This window comes from Bacillus sp. es.036, assembly GCF_002563635.1.
Classification (GTDB): domain Bacteria; phylum Bacillota; class Bacilli; order Bacillales; family Guptibacillaceae; genus Guptibacillus.
The window spans coordinates 1,579,169-1,603,892 of the sequence record NZ_PDIZ01000001.1 but is presented as its reverse complement, the minus strand read 5'-3'; the positions used below and the strand labels follow the sequence as shown (position 1 = coordinate 1,603,892).

The 24,724-nt window shown below is 40.4% G+C and carries 22 protein-coding genes and 1 other RNA gene; 20 read left to right on the top strand and 3 right to left on the bottom strand.

What is annotated here, in order from left to right; genetic code table 11:
- Positions 1 to 105: 105 nt before the first annotated feature.
- Both ATG70_RS08145 and ATG70_RS08140 read left to right on the top strand, forming a co-directional pair.
- Complete coding sequence (locus tag ATG70_RS08145) at positions 106 to 654, top strand: hypothetical protein (protein ID WP_098443830.1); 549 nt, start codon at positions 106 to 108, stop codon at positions 652 to 654.
- 180 nt (positions 655 to 834) lie between these two features.
- Positions 835 to 2,298 (top strand): helix-turn-helix domain-containing protein, encoded by a 1,464-nt coding sequence (locus ATG70_RS08140; RefSeq protein ID WP_098443829.1) that lies wholly within the window; start codon positions 835 to 837, stop codon positions 2,296 to 2,298.
- 58 nt (positions 2,299 to 2,356) lie between these two features.
- Here ATG70_RS08140 and ATG70_RS08135 read toward each other — a convergent pair whose 3' ends face one another.
- Positions 2,357 to 3,247 (bottom strand): fructose bisphosphate aldolase, encoded by an 891-nt coding sequence (locus ATG70_RS08135; RefSeq protein WP_098443828.1) that lies wholly within the window; start codon positions 3,245 to 3,247, stop codon positions 2,357 to 2,359.
- Between the two features lie 397 nt (positions 3,248 to 3,644).
- Here ATG70_RS08135 and hutU point away from each other — a divergent pair, with 397 nt between their 5' ends.
- The 5 genes from hutU to hutH all read left to right on the top strand — a co-directional run bounded on the left by hutU (position 3,645) and on the right by hutH (position 9,747).
- Positions 3,645 to 5,312 carry a urocanate hydratase gene (hutU, locus tag ATG70_RS08130; protein ID WP_098443827.1) on the top strand — a complete coding sequence of 556 codons (1,668 nt, stop codon included), beginning with the start codon at positions 3,645 to 3,647 and terminating at the stop codon, positions 5,310 to 5,312.
- A 13-nt stretch (positions 5,313 to 5,325) separates the two neighbouring features.
- A complete protein-coding gene (hutI, locus tag ATG70_RS08125) occupies positions 5,326 to 6,600 on the top strand; it encodes an imidazolonepropionase (RefSeq protein WP_098443826.1) in 1,275 nt (424 codons plus the stop codon).
- Positions 6,597 to 7,607 carry an agmatinase family protein gene (locus ATG70_RS08120; RefSeq protein WP_098443825.1) on the top strand — a complete coding sequence of 337 codons (1,011 nt, stop codon included), beginning with the start codon at positions 6,597 to 6,599 and terminating at the stop codon, positions 7,605 to 7,607. The genes hutI and ATG70_RS08120 overlap by 4 nt, the downstream gene beginning before the upstream one ends.
- Positions 7,608 to 7,679: 72 nt before the next feature.
- Positions 7,680 to 8,120, top strand: a complete 441-nt coding sequence (hutP, locus tag ATG70_RS08115) for a hut operon transcriptional regulator HutP (RefSeq protein WP_098443824.1) — start codon at positions 7,680 to 7,682, stop codon at positions 8,118 to 8,120.
- A gap of 109 nt (positions 8,121 to 8,229) precedes the next feature.
- Positions 8,230 to 9,747, top strand: a complete 1,518-nt coding sequence (gene hutH, locus ATG70_RS08110) for a histidine ammonia-lyase (RefSeq protein WP_098443823.1) — start codon at positions 8,230 to 8,232, stop codon at positions 9,745 to 9,747.
- A gap of 145 nt (positions 9,748 to 9,892) precedes the next feature.
- Here hutH and ATG70_RS22450 read toward each other — a convergent pair whose 3' ends face one another.
- Positions 9,893 to 10,048 (bottom strand): hypothetical protein, encoded by a 156-nt coding sequence (locus ATG70_RS22450; RefSeq protein WP_179886222.1) that lies wholly within the window; start codon positions 10,046 to 10,048, stop codon positions 9,893 to 9,895.
- Between the two features lie 262 nt (positions 10,049 to 10,310).
- On the opposite strand from ATG70_RS22450, the gene ATG70_RS08105 reads away from it, so the two are divergent.
- From ATG70_RS08105 to ATG70_RS08050, 12 genes are all read left to right on the top strand, one after another.
- Positions 10,311 to 10,850, top strand: coding sequence for a DUF6241 domain-containing protein (locus tag ATG70_RS08105; RefSeq protein ID WP_098443822.1), 540 nt, complete (start codon positions 10,311 to 10,313; stop codon positions 10,848 to 10,850).
- 79 nt (positions 10,851 to 10,929) lie between these two features.
- Positions 10,930 to 12,990 carry a thioredoxin domain-containing protein gene (locus ATG70_RS08100; protein ID WP_098443821.1) on the top strand — a complete coding sequence of 687 codons (2,061 nt, stop codon included), beginning with the start codon at positions 10,930 to 10,932 and terminating at the stop codon, positions 12,988 to 12,990.
- A gap of 56 nt (positions 12,991 to 13,046) precedes the next feature.
- A complete protein-coding gene (locus ATG70_RS08095; protein WP_098443820.1) occupies positions 13,047 to 13,772 on the top strand; it encodes a nucleotidyltransferase domain-containing protein in 726 nt (241 codons plus the stop codon).
- A gap of 87 nt (positions 13,773 to 13,859) precedes the next feature.
- Positions 13,860 to 16,157: a DEAD/DEAH box helicase gene (locus ATG70_RS08090; RefSeq protein ID WP_098443819.1), complete on the top strand. Its 2,298-nt coding sequence runs from the start codon at positions 13,860 to 13,862 to the stop codon at positions 16,155 to 16,157.
- Positions 16,141 to 17,382: a ribonuclease H-like domain-containing protein gene (locus tag ATG70_RS08085; RefSeq protein ID WP_098443818.1), complete on the top strand. Its 1,242-nt coding sequence runs from the start codon at positions 16,141 to 16,143 to the stop codon at positions 17,380 to 17,382. The genes ATG70_RS08090 and ATG70_RS08085 overlap by 17 nt, the downstream gene beginning before the upstream one ends.
- Before the next feature lie 15 nt (positions 17,383 to 17,397).
- Positions 17,398 to 19,302, top strand: a complete 1,905-nt coding sequence (locus ATG70_RS08080; protein WP_098443817.1) for a DUF294 nucleotidyltransferase-like domain-containing protein — start codon at positions 17,398 to 17,400, stop codon at positions 19,300 to 19,302.
- Between the two features lie 2 nt (positions 19,303 to 19,304).
- Positions 19,305 to 20,027 (top strand): 3'-5' exonuclease, encoded by a 723-nt coding sequence (locus tag ATG70_RS08075; RefSeq protein ID WP_098443816.1) that lies wholly within the window; start codon positions 19,305 to 19,307, stop codon positions 20,025 to 20,027.
- A 418-nt stretch (positions 20,028 to 20,445) separates the two neighbouring features.
- Entirely contained in the window at positions 20,446 to 20,970 is a 525-nt protein-coding gene (locus tag ATG70_RS08070) for a CotD family spore coat protein (RefSeq protein ID WP_098443815.1), read from the top strand.
- A 55-nt stretch (positions 20,971 to 21,025) separates the two neighbouring features.
- The gene (locus ATG70_RS08065; protein ID WP_098443814.1) at positions 21,026 to 21,601 is read left to right on the top strand and encodes an SLOG family protein; all 576 of its coding nucleotides are present in this window, start codon (positions 21,026 to 21,028) and stop codon (positions 21,599 to 21,601) included.
- A 90-nt stretch (positions 21,602 to 21,691) separates the two neighbouring features.
- Positions 21,692 to 22,012 (top strand): cell division regulator GpsB, encoded by a 321-nt coding sequence (gene gpsB, locus ATG70_RS08060; protein ID WP_098443813.1) that lies wholly within the window; start codon positions 21,692 to 21,694, stop codon positions 22,010 to 22,012.
- A gap of 148 nt (positions 22,013 to 22,160) precedes the next feature.
- An RNA gene (gene rnpB, locus ATG70_RS08055) (RNase P RNA component class B) lies at positions 22,161 to 22,558 on the top strand.
- A gap of 207 nt (positions 22,559 to 22,765) precedes the next feature.
- On the top strand, positions 22,766 to 23,905 hold the full coding sequence (locus ATG70_RS08050; RefSeq protein ID WP_098443812.1) for a THUMP domain-containing class I SAM-dependent RNA methyltransferase: 1,140 nt from the start codon (positions 22,766 to 22,768) through the stop codon (positions 23,903 to 23,905).
- 65 nt (positions 23,906 to 23,970) lie between these two features.
- On the opposite strand, the gene ATG70_RS08045 is transcribed toward ATG70_RS08050, so the two are convergent.
- A complete protein-coding gene (locus ATG70_RS08045; protein ID WP_098443811.1) occupies positions 23,971 to 24,210 on the bottom strand; it encodes a hypothetical protein in 240 nt (79 codons plus the stop codon).
- Positions 24,211 to 24,367: 157 nt separating this feature from the next.
- Between ATG70_RS08045 and ATG70_RS08040 the strand changes: the two genes are divergently transcribed.
- A complete protein-coding gene (locus ATG70_RS08040; RefSeq protein ID WP_098443810.1) occupies positions 24,368 to 24,676 on the top strand; it encodes a hypothetical protein in 309 nt (102 codons plus the stop codon).
- Positions 24,677 to 24,724: the final 48 nt, after the last annotated feature.

Below are 24,724 nucleotides of genomic sequence, written 5' to 3'. Positions count from 1 at the left end.
ATTCTTTGATTCCGTATAAACAAAAGCGATATCAATCAGAGATGAGATATCGCTTTTGTGGCGTTAAGACAACGTTTCTTTCAATATAAGAAGGGAGGCGATGTTTTGATTACTACCAAAGCAAAATTCGTTTTGCTTGGTCTAGCGACGATAGCGAGTCTTGCCATTACAATCTATATCCTCTTTTCAATTAACGAACGCGCTCTCTCTGTGAGTAAAGAATGGATTGCGCCTCCGATAGAGGATCGACCAGATTACGGGGATGAGGATATTGAAAAAATTGCGTCAGCACTTTCGAATGATCTCACATATGATAATGTGAATGCTTTTGTTGCTTCGACACATGCGTTTTACAATCAAACGACTGGATTTGGTGAAATATCAAAGCTCGATCATACGGATCAAACTGATAAAGCGATTGAAATAGTGTCAGTCGTTAATACTTATTCCAAAGAGGAAGATGGAAAGCTCAATCAGGACCTACAGGACATTAAATTCATTGCCTTACACTATATTGAACATGGCACAACAGGAGATGTTCAAAAACTTCATCGTTATTTCCATGACCTCGATATTGGGTTAAATGGATATGGGGCATACGATAAGGTTTGGGGCGTTACAGCTGTACTTGGTAATGGAGAGAAGGCTCGCTAACGAGATAAGGATCATTGCTGCATAGCAAGTCCTTTTTTTGTTTAGGTACGTAAATGAACGGAAGAAAAAATGTTGAGGTTTCTTATCTGTTTTGACAAAATAAAAGTGGATAGAGGAGGCATCTAAAGAATCTCTTCTGTGTGAACGAAAATGGAATAAGGAAGCAGGGGCAAATGACTTATGTACAAACTAGTGGTTGGAGATCGTGATTCCCAGGAGTTAATCGGATTGAAATGGTTAATCTCAAAGTATTCATTTCCTATTACATCAGTGGAAACGGTTAATCAGTTGACAGAGGTTATGATGGTTTTAGAAAAAGAATTACCCGACATCCTTTTTATTGAATTGGACATGATCCCTCGGGATAAATGGAATCTAATGAAAACGTTTATTGATCGCTATACTACAGAAGTGATTGCAGTAACAGCCGAGCCAACTTTTGAAAAAGCCACAGAAGCGATTGAAATCGGCGCATTAGACTTGATCGTGAAACCGCTATCGCCTTTGGAAATAAAAACCTCTTTACAGAAAGCCTTTCGGAATGTTGCGGATTTTAAAAGGAGAGAGAAAGGGGAAAAGTCACACCAAACACTTTGGTATAAATCCTTATTTATTGATGATCAATTGACCTATCGCGCTCCGGTTTACTTAATGAAAACGGAGGAAAGAAGCTTTCTCAGTGAGTTACGCCAATTTATTGATCAGTTTAACTTTTCATCTACGCCACTTGTGTTCTCAACAACGGATCGAATTGTCCTTGTTTTTGACCAACTGATACATGAACCTATTCATCAGGCGCAGCGGTTTTTACGTGAATGGGAACAGATGAATGGAGAGTCTATTGTCATTGCAGTGCATCAAGGAATGACCGACCATTCCTTGCATCAAATTTATATGAAATTACGAAAGGTGATGGAAATATCTTTTTTTACTGGCTATCAACAAGTTCTTCATTCCAATCAAGACGAGGAGTGGCATGATATCGACCCTTTTCTAACGTTAACAGAACAGCGTCATTGGGTTTATATGCTTGAGGAAAGTCGAATCGAAGAATTGAAAAATTGGATGTACGAGCACTTTTATGGCATGGAATCTCCTTATCCAGAGCCAGGTCTTTTGCGAACGCGTTTAACGAGTATCCTTGCTCAAATAAGACGATTTATGATTCGTAAAGGAATGACCGATAATCGAAGTGAAGCCTTATATAAAGAGGTATTTGAATCGATTTTATACAGTCCTATTCTTTATCGCATCGTTCAAGATTTGATCTTATTTCTTACGAATCTTCTACATGATTCAGTTGACTCTCGTCCTGCTTTAAAAAGAAATGTCATCGAAGAAACCTTAACATACATTGATGATCATTATCATAATCCCGCTCTTACATTGAATGAAGTAGCGGATCATGTGCTTCGTAATCCAGCTTACTTAAGTCACACATTAACTCAAAATTACGGTCAATCGTTTCGTGAAATACTAAGTTCGACACGTATCTACAAAGCGAAAGAGCTTCTCACCTCAACAAAAGAATCCATTCAGTCCATTGCAAGTCATGTAGGTTTTAAAAGCCCGAATTACTTTAGCCGGGTTTTTAAAGAATCCACTGGTAAAACACCTGGCGAATATCGAAAAGAGGGCATGTGAATATGAAGAAGGGGTGAGGATACCATGTTGTATCCTCACCCCTTCCATTTAGAGCTTATTATTTTTTATTTACGGAAGCGTCGTAAATAGAGTCCACTGCGCTCTGTAAAGCATCGTTAAATTCTTGATCAGACTGATTAGCATTTAAATCAGCAGCAAGCGCTCTAGAGAAGCTTGCAATAAGACCATCGTTTTCTTTTAACTTTTCGTTCGCTTCCTCACGTGAATACCCACCTGATAGCGCAACAACGCGCAATACACGAGGGTGCTCAATTAATTGTTTATACGCATTCGCTCTTGTAGGAATCGAAAGTTTAAGCATCACATTTTGATCTTCTGACAAATCATTAAGCTGTTTTAGGATTTCCTCGCGTAAAATTTCTTCTGATTTCTCTTTGTCTTCACTGTGAATGTTTACTTCTGGTTCAATAATTGGCATAAGATCAGCACCAAGTATTCGCTTACCGATATCAAATTGCTGCTCTACAACAGCCTTGATACTACTTTCATTTGGCTCATGAATGACCGAGCGCATTTTTGTACCGAAAATTTTACGTTCACTTGCACGACCAAGCGTTTCATCTAAATCATGAATTGGTTTCATAAGCTGAACGCCATTTTCTTGATCGGCTAGTCCTTTATCTACTTTTAGGAAAGGGACAATCCCCTTATCTGCAAGATAGTCAGCTGTATACTTGCCTTCAATTTCACGATCCATCGTTTGTTCAAATAGGATAGCGCCAAGAATTTTCTCTCCACTAAAAGCAGGTGAAGTAATGATTCTTGTTCTCATCTGATGGACACGATCAAACATTTCCTCTTCATTAGAGTAGGAATCTTCAGGAACACCGTATTCTGCAAGAGCCTTAGGTGTACTTCCACCACTCTGATCAAGCGCTGCAATAAATCCTGTTCCGTTCTTGATTTTGTCAAATTGACTGTTGTTCATGTTTTTCCACTCCTTTTAATTCTAAACTTCATCATGCAACCATCTATACTCTTCCCATTTTTCCATCATAATTAACACCAAATTTTCTATGGATTTATCCAAGGATCGCTGTTTAAGAAAATCATCGGATTTTAATCAGGGCATGAGTTTACATAGAGTGTGATTTTTCCTTTAAAGATCACTTATTGACATTACCCATAATTCGCTATCTTAAATCATAAGAGATAAATAGTTTAATTGACTTTTCTAAAAAAAATACTATAAATTATTTGTTGTTTATCGAAATGGTCTTCTTGTTTATAAAGTATTTCCTATTAATCAAAATCTGGTTATCTATATCGTTTCTGTATCAGATGCTACGATTTTATTAGGAAATGATTCTGAAAGGGTGACGAAGATGGCGGATACAAAAGCAACCAAAGTAGAGCAGTATCGAGGCACAGTTCTCCATACCAAAGGATGGATTCAGGAAGCTGCTTTACGAATGCTCAGTAATAATTTACATCCTGATGTCGCTGAGAATCCAGAGGATCTCGTAGTCTACGGTGGAATCGGGAAAGCGGCGCGGAATTGGGAGTGCTATGAAGCGATTGTTCGTTCATTGAAGGAACTGGAGAATGATGAAACACTTTTGATCCAATCTGGGAAGCCAGTAGCTGTTTTTAAGACTCACAAGGATGCGCCTAAAGTGCTGATGGCTAATTCAAATTTGGTGCCTGCCTGGGCAAATTGGGACCACTTTCATGAACTCGATCGAAAAGGGTTGATGATGTATGGACAAATGACAGCTGGGAGCTGGATTTACATTGGCAGTCAAGGGATTGTACAGGGAACGTATGAGACATTTGCTGAATGTGGGAAGCAGCATTTTAATGGTAGTTTAAGGAATACGATTACGTTAACAGCAGGCTTAGGAGGGATGGGCGGGGCGCAACCACTTGCCGTCACTCTTAACGGAGGCGTTTGTATTGCAATCGAAATGGATGAAAAACGGATTCAGCGACGAATCGATACTAACTATCTTGATACGTCAACCGCTAATCTTGAGGAAGCGATTGAAATGGCTAAGAAAGCCCGAAATAAAGGTGAAGCTCTTTCCATTGGTTTGCTTGGTAATGTAGCAGAAATGTTACCAAAGATGATCGATCATAAATTTATTCCTGACGTTTTAACTGATCAAACTTCTGCTCATGACCCTTTAAACGGCTATTACCCTATTAACTTAAATATAAAAGCAGCAGGGAAACTTCGTAAAGAGAGTCCAAATCAATATAGTAAACTAGCAAAACAAAGTATCGCCATACACGTAGAAGCAATGCTTGAGATGCAAAAGCAAGGAGCCGTAACATTCGATTACGGGAATAATATTCGCCAAGTTGCTAAAGATGAAGGCGTTCAACGTGCATTCGATTTTCCTGGATTTGTACCAGCTTATATCCGACCGCAGTTTTGCGAAGGGAAGGGCCCTTTTCGTTGGGTAGCTCTGTCTGGAGACCCAAAAGATATTTATAAAACAGATGAAGTGATTTTAAACGAGTTTAGTGACAACGAGCACCTTTGTCATTGGATTCGTATGGCGCGAGAGAAAATTAGTTTTCAAGGACTTCCTTCTCGTATTTGTTGGCTTGGGTATGGGGAACGAGCAAAGTTTGGGAAGATCATTAATAACATGGTGGCGAACGGGGAATTAAGTGCTCCGATTGTGATTGGCCGTGATCACCTTGACTCTGGCTCCGTCGCTTCGCCGAATCGAGAGACCGAAGCAATGAAAGATGGAAGCGATGCAGTTGCTGACTGGCCGATTTTAAATGCGATGATTAATAGTGTTGGTGGGGCAAGTTGGGTTAGCGTCCACCATGGCGGTGGTGTTGGTATGGGCTATTCGCTCCACGCAGGTATGGTTATTGTGGCAGACGGGACGAAAGAGGCAGAGCAGCGAATTGAACGTGTTTTAACAACAGATCCTGGAATGGGTGTTGTTCGTCATGTTGACGCAGGCTATGATTTAGCGAAGAAAACGGCAGAGGAGAAAGGCATTCATGTTCCGATGCTACGAAAGAAATAGGAGGTAGAGCGATATGACTGCACGACTATTAATAAAAAATGCTGCACAGCTGATCACAATGTCAGGGTACTCTGACCGTCCAGCAATAAAAGAGAAAATGTCGCAAATAGGACTGATTGAAAATGGCGCTGTCTATATAGAAGATGGAATCATTGTGGAAGTTGGATCATCGCACGAAATGGTAGCGAAATACAAAGATTCAGTGGCACTTTCAGAGCAAATTGATGCGGCGGGAAAAGTGGTAACTCCAGGGTTAATCGATCCCCATACGCACCTTGTTCATGCTGGTACGAGAGAAAATGAATACGCGATGCGGTTACAAGGGAAGACATATATGGAAATTATGGAAGCTGGTGGAGGCATTCATGCCACTACGCGTGCGACACAAAAAGCAAGTTATGAAGAATTGTTCGAACAGTCTAGAAAACGTTTGAATCAATTTTTATTACACGGAGTGACAACAGTTGAAGCGAAAAGCGGTTACGGTCTGTCATTAGAACATGAAATAAAACAATTAGAAGTTGCGAAACAACTACATGAATCTCATCCGATCGATGTGATTTCCACGTTTATGGGTGCGCACGCAATTCCTTTATCAGAAAAGAGTAACCCCGAAACGTTTGTATCGAAAGTGATTTCCGAAATGATTCCAGAAGTAGCCAATCGGAAGCTGGCAACGTTTAATGACGTTTTCTGTGAACGTGGCGTTTTCACCCCTGATCAATCAAAGCGCATACTAGAAGCTGGTAAAGATTACGGACTTATTCCTAAAATTCACGCTGATGAGATTGAACCTTATGCAGGAGCGGAGTTAGCGGCTTCTGTTGGGGCTATTTCGGCTGATCATCTTCTAAGAGCATCAGATCAGGGAATAAAGGATATGGCTGAAGCAGGCGTGATGGGAGTACTACTTCCGGGTACGGCGTTTTTCCTAATGGCTGATTTTGCTCAAGCAAGAAAGATGATAGATGCTGGAGTAGGTATAGCACTATCTACGGATGCAAATCCTGGTTCATCTCCTACACTCTCTCTTCCTTTTATCATGAATCTTGGATGCTTGAAAATGGGGATGACACCTGAAGAGGTATTAACTGCGACAACCATTAATGCTGCACATGCGGTTGGGTGTGCGGATACTACAGGGAGTCTTGAAGCTGGTAAAAAAGCGGACATCACAATATTTGATGTACCTAATTACCTTACTCTTTCCTATCAGTATGGAATGAATCATGTCGATACTGTGATTAAAGGAGGCGTGGCGCTGGTCGTAGGAGGACACCTTTTATGAGGGGATATCCATACCCAATGTTAAATCGCCCAACCATGATTTGGTCAAAGCAAACGGATGAACAATTTGATCTTACGGTGAATGAATGGATTGAAACGATAGGAGAATCAACGCCAAATTGGGAAGACTACGACATTACCATTCTCGGTGTTCCCTTATCAAAGTCATCGATTAGTACATCCGCAGCAAGTGAGAATCCTGATGCGATGCGAAGAGCATGGCGTTCATTTCGTACCTATAATCTTGACGAGGACGTTGATCTAGCTCATTTAAAAGCAATCGATCTTGGTGATGTTAAACAGCATGTGACAGATATACGGTATACCCATGATCAAATTCAACAGGCTATGGTAGCGATGAGAGAACAGCACCCCCATACAATACCTTTAACGATGGGCGGGGATCATTCGATAACGGCCATGTTGATTAAAGGCTGGAAGCAGGTGCATCAAAATGAGACGATTGGTATCTTGCAATTAGATACACATTTTGATTTACGAAACTTAGAGGATTTAGGGCCCGCAAATGGTACGCCAATAAGGCAGGTCATAGAAAGCCATACGGTGGAAGGAAAGCACGTGCATAATATCGGACTTCACGGTTTTTTTAATAGTTTAGAGCTAAAAAAATATGCTGATGAACATGGGGTTCATTACACGACGATGAAAACAGTAAGAAAAAAGGGTATCCATCATGTCCTTCAAGATGCCTTAGCTCAACTTGAAAAGACCGTTGACACGATTTACTTAACGGTCGACATGGACGTCCTTGATATTTCTTGTAATCCAGCAGCGCCCGCAGCAACTCCTGGAGGTATGAGAACGGAAGAGTTGTTTGACGCTGTTCAGTTAGCGGGTGAGCATCCGAAAGTGAAGGCGATGGACATCGTTTGCCTCGATCCTCGAAAAGATGTAGGGGAGATCGGGGTGAAAAGTGCCGTTCATACAATGCTTTCTTTTATAACGGGAGTTTGTAAACGAAAGGTTATAGGAAGGGAATCATCTTGACCACCAGCATTGATAACGCTTACAATAAAAGGAGTTACTAGTAACTAGTAGAAACGTGGACAGGTGAGAGAAATGACACAAAAGATATTGATTGGTAAATTAGCGATGCTCGTAGCGTCATTAACTCCTGATGAGCTAGAACCATTTTCTCATCAGCTGAAAGATGTGGATTATTGTCAGGGAAAGTCTGGATCAATGAGTATGCAGAAAGTCATTTCAGCTGTTGAAACATCTGCTAAAAGGAATAAGATTATTTCAGAAGAGCTTTATCGAGAGACGCATGCCTTATATCATGCCATATTAGAGGCATTAGAAGGGGTTATGCGTGGCCAGATAGGTGCAGGAGACATGATGCGAACCGTGGGCTTACGTTTTGCGATTGTCCGTGGCTCACCTTATGAGCATTTTGATGAAGGAGAATGGATTGCTGTCGCTTTTTATGGAACAATTGGCGCTCCAGTAAAAGGGCTTGAACATGAAACGTTTGGTCTTGGAATTAATCATATAGGATAAATGCTGCCTAAAGTAATGAGTGATGAGGAGGCGGCAATGGAACGGTATGTTCCATTGCCGCCTCTTTTTGTTTTGAGAAGATCAATTTGAATGAGAGAAGGCGATAGGTATGGTTCATTTAAATGGCTCTACGTTAACTTTAATGGAAATGAAACGTGTCATATACGAAGGAGAAGGAATTGCGATTGACCCGATCAGTATGGAAAAGGTTATGAAAAGCAGGTTAGCAGTTGAGAAGATCGTAGCAAGTGGGGAGACTGTGTATGGAATTAATACAGGTTTCGGTAAATTCAGCGACGTTCGGATTCAAGATAAAGATGTCGATACTCTTCAACTTCATCTTATACGTTCCCATGCCTGTGGGGTAGGGGAATACTTTCCTGAACCAGTCAGTAAAGCCATGGTCGTATTACGACTTAATGCGTTATTAAAAGGGTATTCCGGCGTTCGCCCATGTGTTGTCGAACGTCTTTGTGATCTAGCAAATGAAGAAATTATTCCCGTTATTCCAAGTCAAGGATCTCTTGGAGCCTCCGGGGATCTAGCGCCGCTCTCTCACCTTGCGTTAGTTCTTGTAGGAGAAGGAAAAGTTCATTACCAAGGGAGAATTGTACCAACAAAAGGTGTTTACGATGAACGAGGTATTTCCCCACTTACCTTAAAGGCAAAAGAAGGTCTTGCCCTTATTAATGGGACACAAGCAATGACGGCGATGGGAGTGATCAACTATATTGAAGCAGAGCGTTTAATGGATCAGTGTGATTGGATCGGCGCGATGACCCTTGAAGCACTGGAAGGGATTATTGACGCCTTTCATTCAGCGATACATGAAGCACGAGGGTACCCTGAGCAAATGGAGGTTGCCGAACGAATAAGAAAGTTAACGAGTGATAGCAAGCTCGTGACACATCAAGGACAAAAACGGGTGCAAGACGCCTACTCCTTACGATGCATGCCGCAAGTTCACGGGGCCTCAAGACAGAGTCTAGGTTATGTAAAAGAAAAGCTTGAGATTGAAATGAACGCTGCCACAGATAATCCTCTTATTTTAGAAAACGGCCAAACGGTCGTCTCTGGTGGGAATTTTCACGGTCAACCTATTGCCATTGCGATGGACTTTCTCAAAATCGCCGTAGCCGAAATGGCTAATATTTCAGAACGGAGAGTGGAACGGCTCGTTAATCCGCAGTTAAATGATTTGCCGGCATTTTTAAGCCCGGATCCCGGTCTCCAGTCTGGTGCCATGATTATGCAATATGCGGCTGCTTCCCTCGTATCAGAAAACAAAACGTTCGCCCATCCAGCGAGTGTGGATAGTATCCCTTCGTCCGCAAACCAGGAAGATCACGTAAGTATGGGAACAATTGGTGCTCGTCATGCTTATCAAATTATAGGAAATACCCAGAAAGTGGTTGCGATTGAAATGATATGTGCGATGCAAGCATTAGAAATCCGGGGCATTTCATTAGCCTCTACATCTGCTCAGAAGTTATATGAGAAAGGACGAACAATCGTATCCTCGATTGAGGAAGATCGCGTCTTTTCAGATGACATTGAAGCTCTTACAATGTGGTTACGTGCAGATCAATTTCAATGGAATATTCATGGTCAATTTATACTAGGGTAATACGTTTGGGGAAGGAAAAAGGACAATTCCTGTAAAAAGGGATTGTCCTTTCTGATTAGCCATTAATCTTCGTAAAATTCGTGATCTGTTTCAAAAACCACATCTTTTTGGCACGACACACAGTCGTTAAAACAACGTGTAAAGTCTAAAGGAAATAAACGGCGACAAACGTTGGAGCAGTATCGAGAACAGCTAGGAGCGGTTTCGCGACCCGCTGTATCATTATCTTTACAGCCACAACGACCCCTTGTTTCACCTTCAGTTCGGTTTCGCTTAATGTTAGCTCTTCGGTTACTAGCACTTCGACGACTTCCCATATTACCACCTCCTATCTATCAATACTTTATGTAGAAGGTATCGGACATGCTAATCCATTCGCCTAGTTGTAGCCTGAAGTTCTTCATTTTTTTGATAAATATTCAGAAAATAAGGTTATTTCCCTTGTTTTTATAGAAATGTATGCAAAAATAGGTATTAATACCCTTTATTAGATTGAGAGAGTTACAATTTCAAAAGCTGTACGTCACACAGGCGGAATCAGAGGTAAGGAGCTGTCGCATTTAATGGCTTCAACAAAAACGTTAGTTATTTCAATTACATCAATGGTAGTCCTTATCCTTGGACTTACGTACTGGTTTATTTCAGATTTAGATTGGAGTTTAAAAGAAAAAACACAAGAAGCTGAAGCTATAAGTGATGAAAAGGGTTCATCTGTTGATCCAGAGCGTTACGTGGATGATGGTGAAGAATCCATTACGTCAGATGGTATTCCAAGTGAAAGTAAATTTCAGGATTATATACATGGAATGACCCATCAAAAAGTTATAGCAGAAGATAAGTGGGGGATCTATCAAATTTCTGAGGAGCGGATTGATAATATGCTCGAGGTGCTAGATAAAGTAAAAGGGACGCCAGAAGAGTATAAGTACCAGGATTTTTATACGGAAGCTTTAACAAAATGGGATAAAGGAAACTTTAATAATGCAGTTGATGTACATAACTACATTTGGAATTTAAATGGAGGAACGATAGGGAAAGCGGAAAGATTAATGACAACAGAAGAAGAACAAGCCTATATCGAAAAAACATACGATAAGCGGTGATCCCGCTTATTTTTGTTTTAACGCACAACATTTTGATACACTGAAAAGAAAATGATGCGAAGAAACGGAGGGTGACAAAATGAAAAACAGCAATCAGCCGTATGAAAATAAATTAATTCATGAAAAATCCCCCTATTTGCTTCAACATGCCCACAATCCAGTTAACTGGTATCCGTGGGGAGAAGAAGCGTTTGAGAAAGCGAAAAGAGAAAACAAGCCTGTGCTTGTTTCGATTGGATATTCGACTTGTCATTGGTGTCATGTGATGGAAAGAGAGAGCTTTGAGGATGAGGAGACGGCAAAACTTCTAAATGACCGCTTTGTAGCGATTAAGGTTGATCGGGAAGAACGTCCTGATATTGATTCCATTTATATGAAGGTTTGTCAGGGATTAACCGGTCAGGGCGGGTGGCCGTTGAATGTATTTATTACACCAGATCAAAAGCCATTTTATGCGGGAACTTATTTTCCGAAAGAAAGTCGATACAATCTACCGGGATTTAAAGATGCGATCATGCAGCTTTATCAGCAATACAAGGAAAATCCTGAGCGAATTACAGGAATTGGAGATAAAATAACCGCGTCATTGCAAGAACGAATGAATGCGGAAGGTGGAGAACTAACAGAAGAGCCGTTACATAAAGCATTTGGTCAAATGCAAAATTCCTTTGATACGATATTTGGTGGTTTCGGTCAGTCCCCGAAATTTCCATCCCCTCATATGTTGATGTATTTGCTACGGTATTATCGTCAATATAATCAGGATCTATGCTTAACGATGGTGACGAGAACGCTAGATGCTATGGCGAATGGTGGCATTTATGATCACGTAGGGTTTGGTTTTGCGAGGTACGCTGTCGATCAGGAATGGCTTGTGCCCCATTTTGAAAAAATGCTGTATGATAACGCCATGCTTGCGCTTACCTATACCGAAGCATTTCAAGTCACTGGGAATGAACGCTACAAACGAGTTGCTTGTGAGATACTCGAATACGTACAACGTGACATGACAGGGAATGATGGAGGTTTTTATTCCGCAGAAGATGCTGATTCTGAAGGGGAAGAAGGCAAGTTTTATGTGTGGACAAAAGAAGAAGTTCACACAATCTTAGGTGAAGAACTTGGCTCTCTGTACTCTGAAGTGTATGACATCACAGCGAGAGGAAATTTCGAAGGGAAAAACATTCCTAACTTAATCAAAACGGATCTTTCAAAGATTGCTAAATCATTCAACCTGACAGAAGAAGACGTCCAAACACAACTGGAGACAGCAAGAAAGAAACTTTATGCCGAGAGAGAAAAACGAGTTCATCCGTATAAAGATGATAAAATTTTAACGAGTTGGAACATGTTAATGATTGCGGCATTTGCGAAAGCTGGAAGGGCGTTTCAACAAATTGAATACACTCAATTAGCTGAAAAGTCGTATCGATTTATTGAAGAAAACATGGTGATCGATGGACGTTTAATGGCTCGTTATCGCGATGGAGAAGTGAAATCCAAAGCGTATCATGACGATTATGCGTATGGACTCTGGGCGTTAAATGAATTGTATGAAGCAACGTATGACTCCCAATATCTTGTTAAAGCAAAAAAAATCTCTGATGATATGCACCAATTGTTTTGGGATGAGAGTTCTGGAGGATTCTACTTATATGGCCATGATGCTGATCGATTGATCGCAAGACCGAAAGATGTTCACGATGGCGCTCTCCCATCTGGAAATAGCGTTGCTGTTCTTCAGTTGCTACGTTTATCGAAGTTAACCGGCGAAATGAAATATGATAAGTGGGCGAATCGGATGTTTACCGCTTTTTCAGGTGATGTATCATCGTATTCAAGTGGTCATGCTTATTTCTTAATGAGTAAGCTCTATGCACGATCTTCTTCTAAAGAAGTGGTCATCGTCGGTTCAAACCAAGATCGCAATAAAGAAAGATTGATACAGTTTCTACAGCAAAACTTTTTACCTGAACTAACCGTAATGAGCGTCGAAGATCCGACGGAACTAACAGAAGCAGCCCCATTCGTTGCTAACTTTGAGAAAACAAACGAAACGACCATCTACATTTGTGAAAATTTTAGCTGTTCACTTCCTGAGACCGACGTGGATAAAGTCATGAAAGAATTAGAAAAATAAACGAAAAAGCTACCGGGCTAAACCTGGTAGCTTTTTGTCGATAAAGAGGTTATGTCATGAGCACGATCACAACAACGCTTAAGGAGTTAGAAGAAAAGAATAAGATTACGATTTTATTTGCATGTGAAGCGGGGAGTCGCGCTTTCGGTTATGAGAATGAGAACAGTGATCATGATATACGGTTTATTTACAAACACGATTTAGAGTGGTATTTAACGGTATTTCCTCAGACTGATGTTTTAGAAGTGAACATCGGAAAAGTTGAATTCCACGGGTGGGATATACGAAAGACGCTCTTTTTAATAGGTAAATCGAATCCTTCCATTCTGGAGTGGTTCATTTCACCGACTATATACAAGGAAACGGAAGAAGTGAAAATGCTTAGGGAATTAAGCACGGATTGTTTTTCAGTAAAACCATTATTGTTTCATTATATTAAGATGGGAATAACAAATTTAAAAGCACAGGAAGAACGATCCGATCAAAAAGGGATGCTTTATGCTTTAAAATCGATTCTTTTTGGAAGGTGGATTTTGGAGAATGAAAGCCTTCCTCGGTTAACTCTCCCTCAACTTCTCCAAGATTCATCGGTTCATGATCATATAAAAATACAGGGAAAGACGTTATTCAGAAGAGAAACGCTTCGTAAGCCAGAACACTTAATAGGCAATCTTGAAGAAGAGTTAAATCAATTAGAGAAAAAAGCTCGGCTCTTAAAAGAAAGGCGTGTTATGGATCAAAATAGAATTGATTGCGTATTTCGATCGATCGTTAGAAGGTAATGGAAAAGGGGACTTTCCAATCAAAACGGTATCCATTCGAACGCGTATTCGCTACAATAGACATAGAATAATTTTTGAGGTGATCGGATGGAAAGAAAAAAGAAACTGCCCCAGCTTCTGGAGATGTTTCAGCAGGAGGAAAAGTATCGGTCTAATATCGTAACCTGGAAAACGATTGAACCGAAGGAAGGGAAAACAGCGCCTTTTCCACAAGGGCTTCAGCCGGAGCTTCAGAAAGCTCTTGAAGAAAGAAGAGTGCAACAATTATACACCCATCAAGCAACAGCATATGATGAGGCTTCAAAAGGAAACAGCTTCGTAGCTGTTACACCAACCGCTTCAGGAAAAACCTTGTGCTATAATTTGCCTGTTCTAGATACGATATTGAAAGATCCTTCTAGTCGGGCTCTTTATTTGTTCCCAACAAAAGCACTTGCGCAGGATCAAAAGAGTGAGATCAATGAGTTAATTGATGAGATGGAAGTTGATTTAAAAGGGTATACGTACGATGGAGATACGTCTCCAACGATTAGACAAATAGTTCGTAAAGCAGGACACATCGTTATGACGAATCCAGACATGTTGCATTCTGCTATTCTTCCTCACCATACAAAGTGGGTCTCACTATTTGAAAATCTTAAAGTAATTGTGATTGATGAGCTTCATACGTATCGTGGTGTATTTGGAAGCCATGTCGCTAACGTGATTCGAAGATTGAAGCGCATTTGCCAATTTTATGGAAGTAACCCTATTTTTATTTGTACATCAGCAACGATTGCAAATCCGAAAGAGCTTGCCGAAGAGCTAACCGGAGAACAAATTACATTGATTAATAACAATGGCGCGCCTACCGGCCGGAAACACTTTGTTCTTTATAATCCCCCCGTTGTCAATCAGGCACTTAATATCAGACGTTCCGCTACGCTTGAAGCAAGAAATTTAGCAGTAGAACTGCTGAAAAACAACATTCAAACAATCGTTTTTGCGCGGAGTCGTGTTCGTGTTGAGATCCTTCTCACCTACTTGCAGCAGTTGGAACAGCGAGAGTTAGGGCCACGCTCCATCATGGGATATCGAGGAGGGTATTTACCTAAACAAAGAAGAGAGATTGAAAGAGGTCTCCGGAATGGAGATATTAAAGGGGTCGTTAGTACGAATGCTCTCGAGCTAGGTGTTGATATTGGTCAACTTCAGGCTTGTGTTCTAACAGGATATCCAGGCACCATTGCAAGCACCTGGCAGCAAGCCGGTCGTGCAGGGCGTCGCCAGGATGAATCTGTCGTGTTTGTTGTTGCGAGCTCAAGTCCCCTTGATCAATATATGATCACTCATCCGGATTACTTTTTTGAACGAAACCCGGAAGAAGCTCGAGTAAATCCTAATAATTTAATTATTCTTGTTGATCACGTAAAATGTGCCGCATATGAGCTTCCATTTCAACAAGGAGATACGTTTGGTGGAGAAAACATTGAAGACGTGTTGGAGTTTTTAACGGATGAACAACTCCTTCACCATCGGGCAAATCGGTGGTTCTGGATGAACGATGCTTTCCCAGCTCACAATGTGAGTCTGCGCTCTGCGTCTCAGGAAAATGTTGTGATTATTGATCAAACGACAGCTTCGAATGTGAAAGTGATTGGAGAAATGGATCGGTTTAGTGCTATGACATTGCTTCATGAAGAAGCGATTTATCTTCATCAGGGTGTACAATATCAAGTGGAACTGCTTGACTATGATGAAAAAAAGGCGTGGGTCCGAGAAGTGGATGTTGATTACTATACGGATGCAAATCTTGCTGTGCAGCTGAAGGTTTTGGAAGAAGACAAGCATGAACCACTGCCGCATACGACAGCCACTTATGGAGAAGTAATGGTCAACGCAATGGCAACAATTTTTAAGAAAATTAAATTTGAGACGCATGAAAACATCGGGTCTGGTCCGATTCATCTTCCTGAAGAAGAGCTTCATACGAATGCATGCTGGTTTGATTTCCCGGAAAGCTTTGTCCAAACAATGGGAGAAAATCGGTTGGAGGAAGGATTACTCGGTCTTGGGAATGTCCTTCGAAACGTTGCTCCTCTCTTCGTCATGTGCGATGTGTCTGACCTGCATGTTACACCTCAAATTAAAGCTGTGCATTCTAACAAGCCGACCGTATTCTTTTATGATCGTTATCCAGGAGGAATCGGATTATCCGAAAGAGTATACAAAGAATTAGGCTTCATTCTAAAGGAAGCGGAATCGATTGTCGTGAATTGCGAATGTGAAAGTGGCTGCCCGTCCTGTGTTGGAGTATCAGGTGAAACGGGAGAAAATAGCAAGCAAACCGCTATCTATTTACTTGAATATTTAAGAGGGGAACATTCTCATGTCACTGAAAGCTAAATTAAATCGAATGAAAAAGCATATGAACCTGAGCGAAGCGGATGACGTTGAAGCGAAAGTGGAGCAGCCTACTGTGGACGTGCCTCACCTTCAAAAATGGAAAGAGCTTCATGCGCATCCCTATTTTCTTGACGGAGACTATGCACTTATAAGAAAAAAGCAATATCCGACTAGCTATCAGCATGGTCGTTATGTGTTTCAAGAGCTTGAAAACGTGGTGGAACGCTGGAATAATCACCACCGTGCTCATCCGCTTTCGTCTAAGCATCTTACCCCTTCTGATTTGCTGTTTTTTGATACAGAAACAACAGGTCTAGGTGGTGGAGTTGGCAATACGATCTTTTTACTCGGATATAGCCAGTATACAGAAAATGGAATATCTATTAATCAGTATTTTTTGCCTGGACCAGGGGCGGAGGTGCCTATGTACAAGGCTTTTCTCGACGATGTGAACGAACTGAAGAACCTTGTGACGTACAATGGCAAAGCGTTTGATTGGCCGCAGGTGAAAACACGTCATACGTTAATACGCGAGCAAGTACCGAAGTTACCTCAATTTGGCCACTTTGATCTTTTGCACGGGGCAAGACGTTTTTGGAAAAATGAAATGGAATCTGTTAGACTCGCCAATGTAGAAGAACAGCAGTTAGGTTTTGAGCGTAAGGAAGACATTCCAGGCTATTTAGCCCCTATGCTTTATTTTGAATTTGTGAAAGATCCTGATCCAGAGCTCATTGAAGGGGTATTAAAGCACAACGAAGAAGATATTTTGTCGTTAATTACGCTTTATATTCGAATCTCACATCTTCTGCTCGACGTGGAAGGGAAGTCGTTAACCGCTGAGGAGCAGTATCAATCTGCTCGTTGGTGGGAAGCGGTAGGAGAAGAAGATCACGCTGCGGTACTTTATGCAAAAACAATTGGACGTTATGAGAAAGAAGCGAAAAAAGCGCTTGCTCTAATTTACAAAAAACAAGATCAAATTCATAAATCTATCGACATTTGGCTTGCATTATCACAGAATACAAATGATGAAGACTGTGACATTGAACTTGCTAAATATTACGAGCATAAAGTGAAAGACTATGAAAAAGCACTATATTATGCTTTATCCGCGTATCAAAAGTGGAAAGAGAAGAAACGGATTTTAAAAGATAAAGAAGAGAATGAGCGGTTGTTGTATATGAAGAGAATTGAACGGCTTGAGCAAAAGGAAGCCCGTTAACGATTGGAGGTTGTTATGCAGGATTTCTATGATGTACTTAAGAAAAAGGAACCTTTCCATTCACTGAGCGATGAAGAGATTGAGAAATTAATGGCATCTGCCAAGTTCTCTACTTATCAGAAAGGTGAATTTTTGTATCATGAAGATGAAGATGCAAATACCCTTTATCTCCTTGTTACTGGTATTGCAAAAAACATCGTTCATAAAGCAAATGGCCAGCAGGCTACGATGCGATTTTACTACCCGGGCGACCTGGTCGGGTTAATGATTATGTTAACGGATGAGTCGATGACTTTTTCAGTTCAAGCAAATGAAGATTGTCAGGTCATTCAAATCAAAAAAGAAGTCATGTTAAAGATAATGACGGAAAATCCTACTTTTTCGCATAATGTTCTTGATACAATTGGGGAACGGATGCGTAGTCTTTATGATGAAATTAAGCAGGAGCGAGATCGCGAATCAGATGGAGAAAACATCGCTCTTTATCGAACGAGAGTCAGTGCCATTATGGATTCCAAGGTAACAATTCCTCCTACTTATACGGTACTGGAAACAGCGGATCTGTTTCGAATGAAAAATTATGATGGTGTAATCGTGAGTGAAGACCGTGAGAGTGTATTAGGAACGGTCACTCCTCTTGAAATCATAAATGCCCTTACGATGGGACAGTTTCAAGACCCGATTCACAAATGGATGTATCAACAGCCAAATCTAGTGGAAGAAGATGCGTTCAGTTATGAAGCGCTTGCTTATTTGAAATTCCATAAAGTCTCGCTACTTCCCGTGATGAAACGAGATCGTATGGTTGGAATGGTGTCAGCTAAATCATTTCTTGGAATTCAAGAATCTGCTTATCTTGATTTATCTTATCGCTTATCAAGAGCAAAAGAACTTGATGAAATAATGAATCTTTCTCCTCCTATTCATGAAGAATTTCGTGCCTTTATTCAAGAATTACTTGATGCCAATACATTGGGGTATGAGATATGTGAAATGATGTCCAATTATAATGATGAAATGCACCGTCGCATTATTTTACTGGCTGAAAAGGAAATGATAAGAGAAGGATACGGAAGAGCACCTGTGAACTACTGTTTTATTGTGATGGGAAGTGAAGGAAGAAAAGAACAGGCTTTCAGCACAGATCAGGATAATGGTCTAATTATCGATGATTATGAACATCTTGAACATAAAACAGAAATCGAAACGTTTTTCAAAGTGTTTGCAGAAAAAATCAATGCAATGCTTACAACATGCGGTTTGCCAGAATGTGATGGCGGAATTATGGCCAAAAATGAGAAGTGGAGAAGGTCTCTCTCAAATTGGCAAACAGAAGTGAATCGGTGGATTACGGAAACAGATGCTGAAGAAATTCGTAACTTTACAATCTTTATGGACTTTCGCCCTGTGTATGGCGACTTTGATTTAGCACGAGCCCTCAGAAGTCGTATAACAGAACGAATTCGAAAAGCACATACGCTACAAATGCTGTTAATGAAAGATACAATTAGATTTCGTGTTCCGCTTAATCCACTTGGAAAATTACAGCTTCGTGGAAAAGAAAAAACGCTTGATTTAAAAAAGGCTGCAATTATGCAAATCGTGAATGGAATTCGGATTTTCGCAATGAAATATGGCGTTGAAGAAGTAAATACAATTAAACGTCTACACGAGTTAAAGAAAAAAGAAATTTTTCATCATCGTGATGTGATTAATATTGAAACCTCTCTTCATTATTTGTATACCTTTCGAGTAAGACAGAATCTTTACCAATTGGAGAAAGGGTCGGAAATTTCCAATTTAGTTAGGCCTATTGAGTGGGAGAAAGAAGAAAGAAGGAAAATGAGGGAAGCGTTACTTGTTGCGAAAAGAATGCAACAGGTAAGTGAATTAAGCTTCCGAAGGAATCGGAGTATTTAACAATGTCGTCCATAGGTTTTAAATTATTGCGTTATTATCTTTATGACCGCTTAAAATGGCAAAAAAAAATAAAAACAGACAAAACATTACCTGTATATGAACGCTTGTATGATTCATTATTGTTATATCAAGAATCAAGTAGCCGTTATTTTACGGTTTTTGATCTTGAAACAACGGGCTTTTATCCAGCGATTGGAGATGAAGTGATCTCAATTGGAGCAGTTAAAGTTGATCTTATTGAAGGTCGAATTCTTGAAGAGTCTTTTTATCGCATTGTCCGCCCCATTAAGAAAGTTCCGAGATTTGTTCGGCAACTAACAGGCTTGTCAATTGATGAAATTCGTGCAGGATGGACGTTTATCGAGGCTTTTGAAGAATTTCTATCCTTTAGTAAAGGAACAACTCTTGTTGCTCATCCTGTTAAATTTGACGTTTATTTTCTGCAAAACCTTATCCAAAGATGGGGGTTACCAGACTACTTGCCGCCTTATTTAGATTCTGAAGCACTTGCTAAGGAATTATTTCCACGAAGTAACCCTCAGCTTGACTCGTTAATAAGGAAACTTAATATTGATCGTCATGAACGCCATCATGCTCTAAATGACGCCAAAATGACTGCTGAACTGTTATTAGTAATGTTTCACAAGTTGGACATGAACGACGGTCATGATGAGGAAATAAGACAGCGAATTGCGAGGGATAATCTCGTATTTGGTAGGAAATAGCTTTATTTCTTTTCATTATTCCCCGGGCAAGCGCATAAAGGGCATTCTTTCGACGATTTCTTTTAGAAAACTTGTTGAAACACCGTTTACAATTGTCGTCTCTTGTTGTAACTTTGAGTAGTATATTGAAGTTTCTGAGTTTTTTTAGAAATAGTTCAGATTGAATGTAATGGAGAGATGGAAATTGAAGCAGGTAATCATGGTCATGTTCTTTATAGTAATTGCGTTAACAGTCGTTGTAATGAGTCAAATTAGTGATTCAGCTCAGAATTACAGTGACAATGAGGTCATTGTTCAAAAATAGGCGTGAATTTCAGGGGAAGATTGGGGAAATAAGGACGAATACACAGTACATGTACATCGCAATGAACATAGGCTAGTAGGGAAATCACCAAATTAAGAAGGGGGAACCTACACTATGTTTCATAGACATCATCGCATGGGACCAAATGGAAATATGCCGAATCAGGTGAGTCCAGCTATGCAGGGACCGAATGCGAATATGCCAAATCAAGTGAGTCCAGCTATGCAGGGACCAAATGCGAATATGCCGAATCAAGTAAGCCCTGCTATGAAAGGCGGAATGCCAGGTCAGGTAAGTCCAGCCATGCAAGGTCCAGGAGGTCCATGTCCAACAAGTCCTGTAGTATATCCGACAAAATGTTGTGTGAAGAATCATTACTATAAGCACAACGTCGATCACATTCATCCTACCCATATTAAAAATGTTCATCATCATATGTATGAGCACAATCATAGCTATCCTTTAACGGAGTCAGATGAAGTGTTAGCATCACATATGAATAACTATCCACCACCACGTCCAACGGGTGCTATGCCAGCAGGATACGCACCTACAAGCCCATCTCAAGTGGCAGGAGCTATGCAGGGGCCAAATGGTATGTATGGTCAAGTAAGTCCGGCTCAAAAGAGAAGAAAATAATGAAATAATGAAACGAACTGGGCTTCCAGTTCGTTTTTACATAGGAGGTGTGTAAGTGGCAAACGTTTTGCTTGTTACTGGTTATAAGGCACACGAGCTAGGAATATTTAGTGATGATCATCCAGGTCTTCCAATTATAAAGTCGGCTTTGCAAGGAAGAATGTCGCAGCTAATTGAAGAAAAAGATGTGGAATGGATTTTAATAAGTGGACAGACTGGAGTGGAACTCTGGGCGGGTGAAGTGGCCCTTGATTTGAGAGAGCTTTATCCTGATTTAAAGCTTGCTGTCTTGACGCCATTTTTGGAACAAGAAAGCAAATGGAAAGAACCGACGCAAGATTTTTATAATATGATACTCTCGGAAGCTGATTTTGTTGAATCGATTACAAGCCGTCCCTATGAAAATCCAGGGCAGTTAAAAGCGAAGAATGAATTTTTAGTTCGTAAAAGTCACGCAATGCTCGTTTTATATGACGAAGAAACGCCAGGTTCTCCAGATTATTACTTAAAAGAAGCGAAGAACAGACAGAGAAAAGATGCAGGGTACGAAGTTTTTACAATCACGCCGATTGATCTTGATTTACTAGAGCAGGATTTACGTGAAAGTGATCCAGATTTTTACAAGCAATAAGGCGAATTTAAGAGATTCCAATTGACAAGAGGGAAGTCTTTTGGAAGAATAAAATAAAGACAATAATCGCATACATACAGAGGTGATAAAATGGCCGAGCAACAACCGACTCAATTAACAGCTAAGGATATTCTTGAAAAAGATTTTAAAAGCGGCTTTCGCGGATATGACCAGGATGATGTTGATAAGTTTTTAGATGTCGTGATTAAAGATTATGAGCGTTTCGAGAACGATATCGAACAACTACGTCAAGAAAACACGCGTTTAAGAAGAGAAATGGATCGACTGTCCGAGCAGCAAAAGCGACAGCAGACGCGCTCTCAGACGCAACCAGGAAATACGAACTATGATATTTTAAAAAGACTTTCTAATTTAGAAAAACATGTTTTTGGAAGTAAGTTGTATGAATAAACCACCGCTTGGTGGTTTATTTTTTAGGGCTTGATAAATTTCAATTACCGTACTATACTATAAATAACAAAACAAAACATTTCACTAAGAAACCTTGCATCTAAGCAGAATATAAGATATAATTGCTTTTGCTGTCCTAACAATGATAACGTTCGGGTGATCGCTGTATGTTACACATTAAGTAGCATATAGAGGAAAGTCCATGCTCGCACGGTCTGAGATGATCGTAGTGTTCGTGCCTGATGAAACAATAAGTCAGGGTAGTCCATTTTGGGCTAACGGCGGGGAAACGGCCTAAGTTCTTAGCGGATACGGCCCGAATACTCTGAAAGTGCCACAGTGACGAAGTCTTAATGGAAACATTAAGAGTGGAACGAGGTAAACCCCACGAGCGAGAAACCCAAATTATGGTAGGGGAGCTTTCTCGAAGGAATTAAACGGAGAGAAAGCCAGGCGGTGAGGACGCGTCTGGAGATAGATGATTACCACTTGAGTACGAGGGGAGACCCGTTCGCAGTACGATAGAACAGAACATGGCTTACAGAACGTTATCATCTTTGATGAAAAGCCCTTATGGGGCTTTTTTGTACGTTAAGGCTATAAATTGTGTTTGAATGGAAAACCTAAGAGGAATTCGTGATAAGCAATAACTCATTAAATTCAAATAGGACTAACATAACATATTCATTTTTTGTATGATTACTTAGACAACGACTATTACATAGAAGAGCGAAAAGGATTGGAGTGGAAAAGATGGCGAAATACGAATTAATTGCAACGGCCACCATGGGGCTCGAATCATTGGTTGCTCGTGAAGTAAAGGATCTAGGTTTTGAAAATGTACGTGTAGAAAATGGCAAGGTTACTTATGAGAGTGATGAAATTGGGATTTGTCGTTCGAACTACTGGCTAAGAACAGCAGATCGTGTAAAACTAAAAGTTGGCGAATTTAAAGTTACGTCGTTTGACGAGCTTTTTGAAGCGACGAAGGCACTACCTTGGGGAGAGCTTTTACCTGAAAATGCAGAATTTCCTGTTAGTGGACGTTCTGTTAAATCAACGTTATACAGCGTACCGGATTGTCAGGCGATTGTGAAGAAAGCGATTGTAGAAAGCCTGAAAGAAAAATACAATGTTTCCTGGTTTGAAGAGGATGGCCCACTATTTAAGATAGAAGTGGCCATTCATAAGGATACAGCTATTCTTACAATCGACACAAGCGGTAAAGGTCTGCATCGTAGGGGGTATCGTTACTTGCATAGTGCTGCACCGCTAAAAGAAACCATGGCGGCTGCTATGGTAATGCTAACGAATTGGAATGCCGATAAACCTTTCATGGATCCATTTTGTGGCTCAGGTACACTTCCGATCGAAGCAGCGATGATTGGTCAAAATATCGCACCAGGATTTAATCGGGAATTTGCATCTGAAGATTGGGCATGGATTGGAAAGAAACGCTGGGAAGAAGCTATGATTGAAGCGGAAGATCTTGCAAAATATGATCAGCCTCTTCACATCTTTGGTAGCGATCTTGATCCGAAAATGGTTGATCTTTCTAAAAATAATGCTCTTGAAGCTGGATTTGGAGATATGATTCAATTCAAGCAAATGCAAGTGACGGACGTTAGTTCTAAGTTTGAATATGGTACCCTCATTGGTAATCCCCCATATGGCGAGCGACTCGGTGAACGTGAAGAAGTAGAAGATATGTATCGGAAGATGGGAAAATCGTTCCGTGAACGTCTTGATACTTGGTCTGTGTACATTCTAACTTCTCATCCTCGCTTCCAGGAAGTTTACGGAAAGCGATCAACGAAAAACCGTAAGCTTTACAATGGCGATATTAAAACGCATTACTATCAGTTCTTTGGACCAAGACCGCCCAAAAATTAAGTTTAGACAAAAGCACCTCTCCATATATGGAGAGGTGCTTTTGTCTTCCTCTATCAACCATCTAATTAGACTTTTTCAACTACATACGCGCGCTTATCACGGAAATGTTTATCGCCGTCGTCAGCCGAGTGTTCAAAAAACCCTTCAACTTCATGAACCACTTTGTATTCTCGGTCTGGATCAGAAAAAAGTTGTGAAGCATTACTTGCTAGCAGCACAATATCGGTTGTCGATACAAAGCTGTCGAGTTCTTTTGCTTTATAGTGCTCACCTGGTTTTAACGTATTAATTCGAGGCTGTTTCACGAAGAATTCCCCTTTCCAAAAATATGATTTACTTTTGTGTTACCACGTGACTATCGCTTTTAAACGGAATAATGTGGATAGAACATCATGAGCTTAAATCATTTGAAGGAAGTTTGTTTCATAGAGTAAGAAGAGTTGAAGGTGAAGGGGTGCATTTATGAATAAAGCGATTTTGTGTATAATTATTTCAGTAGCCGTCATAATGTTCCTTACGAATCCAAGTCAGGATGATTACAGTAGATGGGTTGGGAAGCAGTTAAAGAAAGATCAAAATGCTCTGATTGAGTTAGGCGTAGATCTTGCAGTTGTTCCCTATGTAAGAGATCAAACATCACGAACGGAGGCATATTTTTTTTCAATTTATCGAACAACATTATGGGATGATAAAGAAATAGTAGCTATTGGGATGTTTAATTCTTTCTACATTAATAAGAAGAATATCGAAAAAATAAAAGAGGTAGAATGAAATGGAAAACGTATAGGAAAAGGCATACCATGTCTTTTCCTATACGTA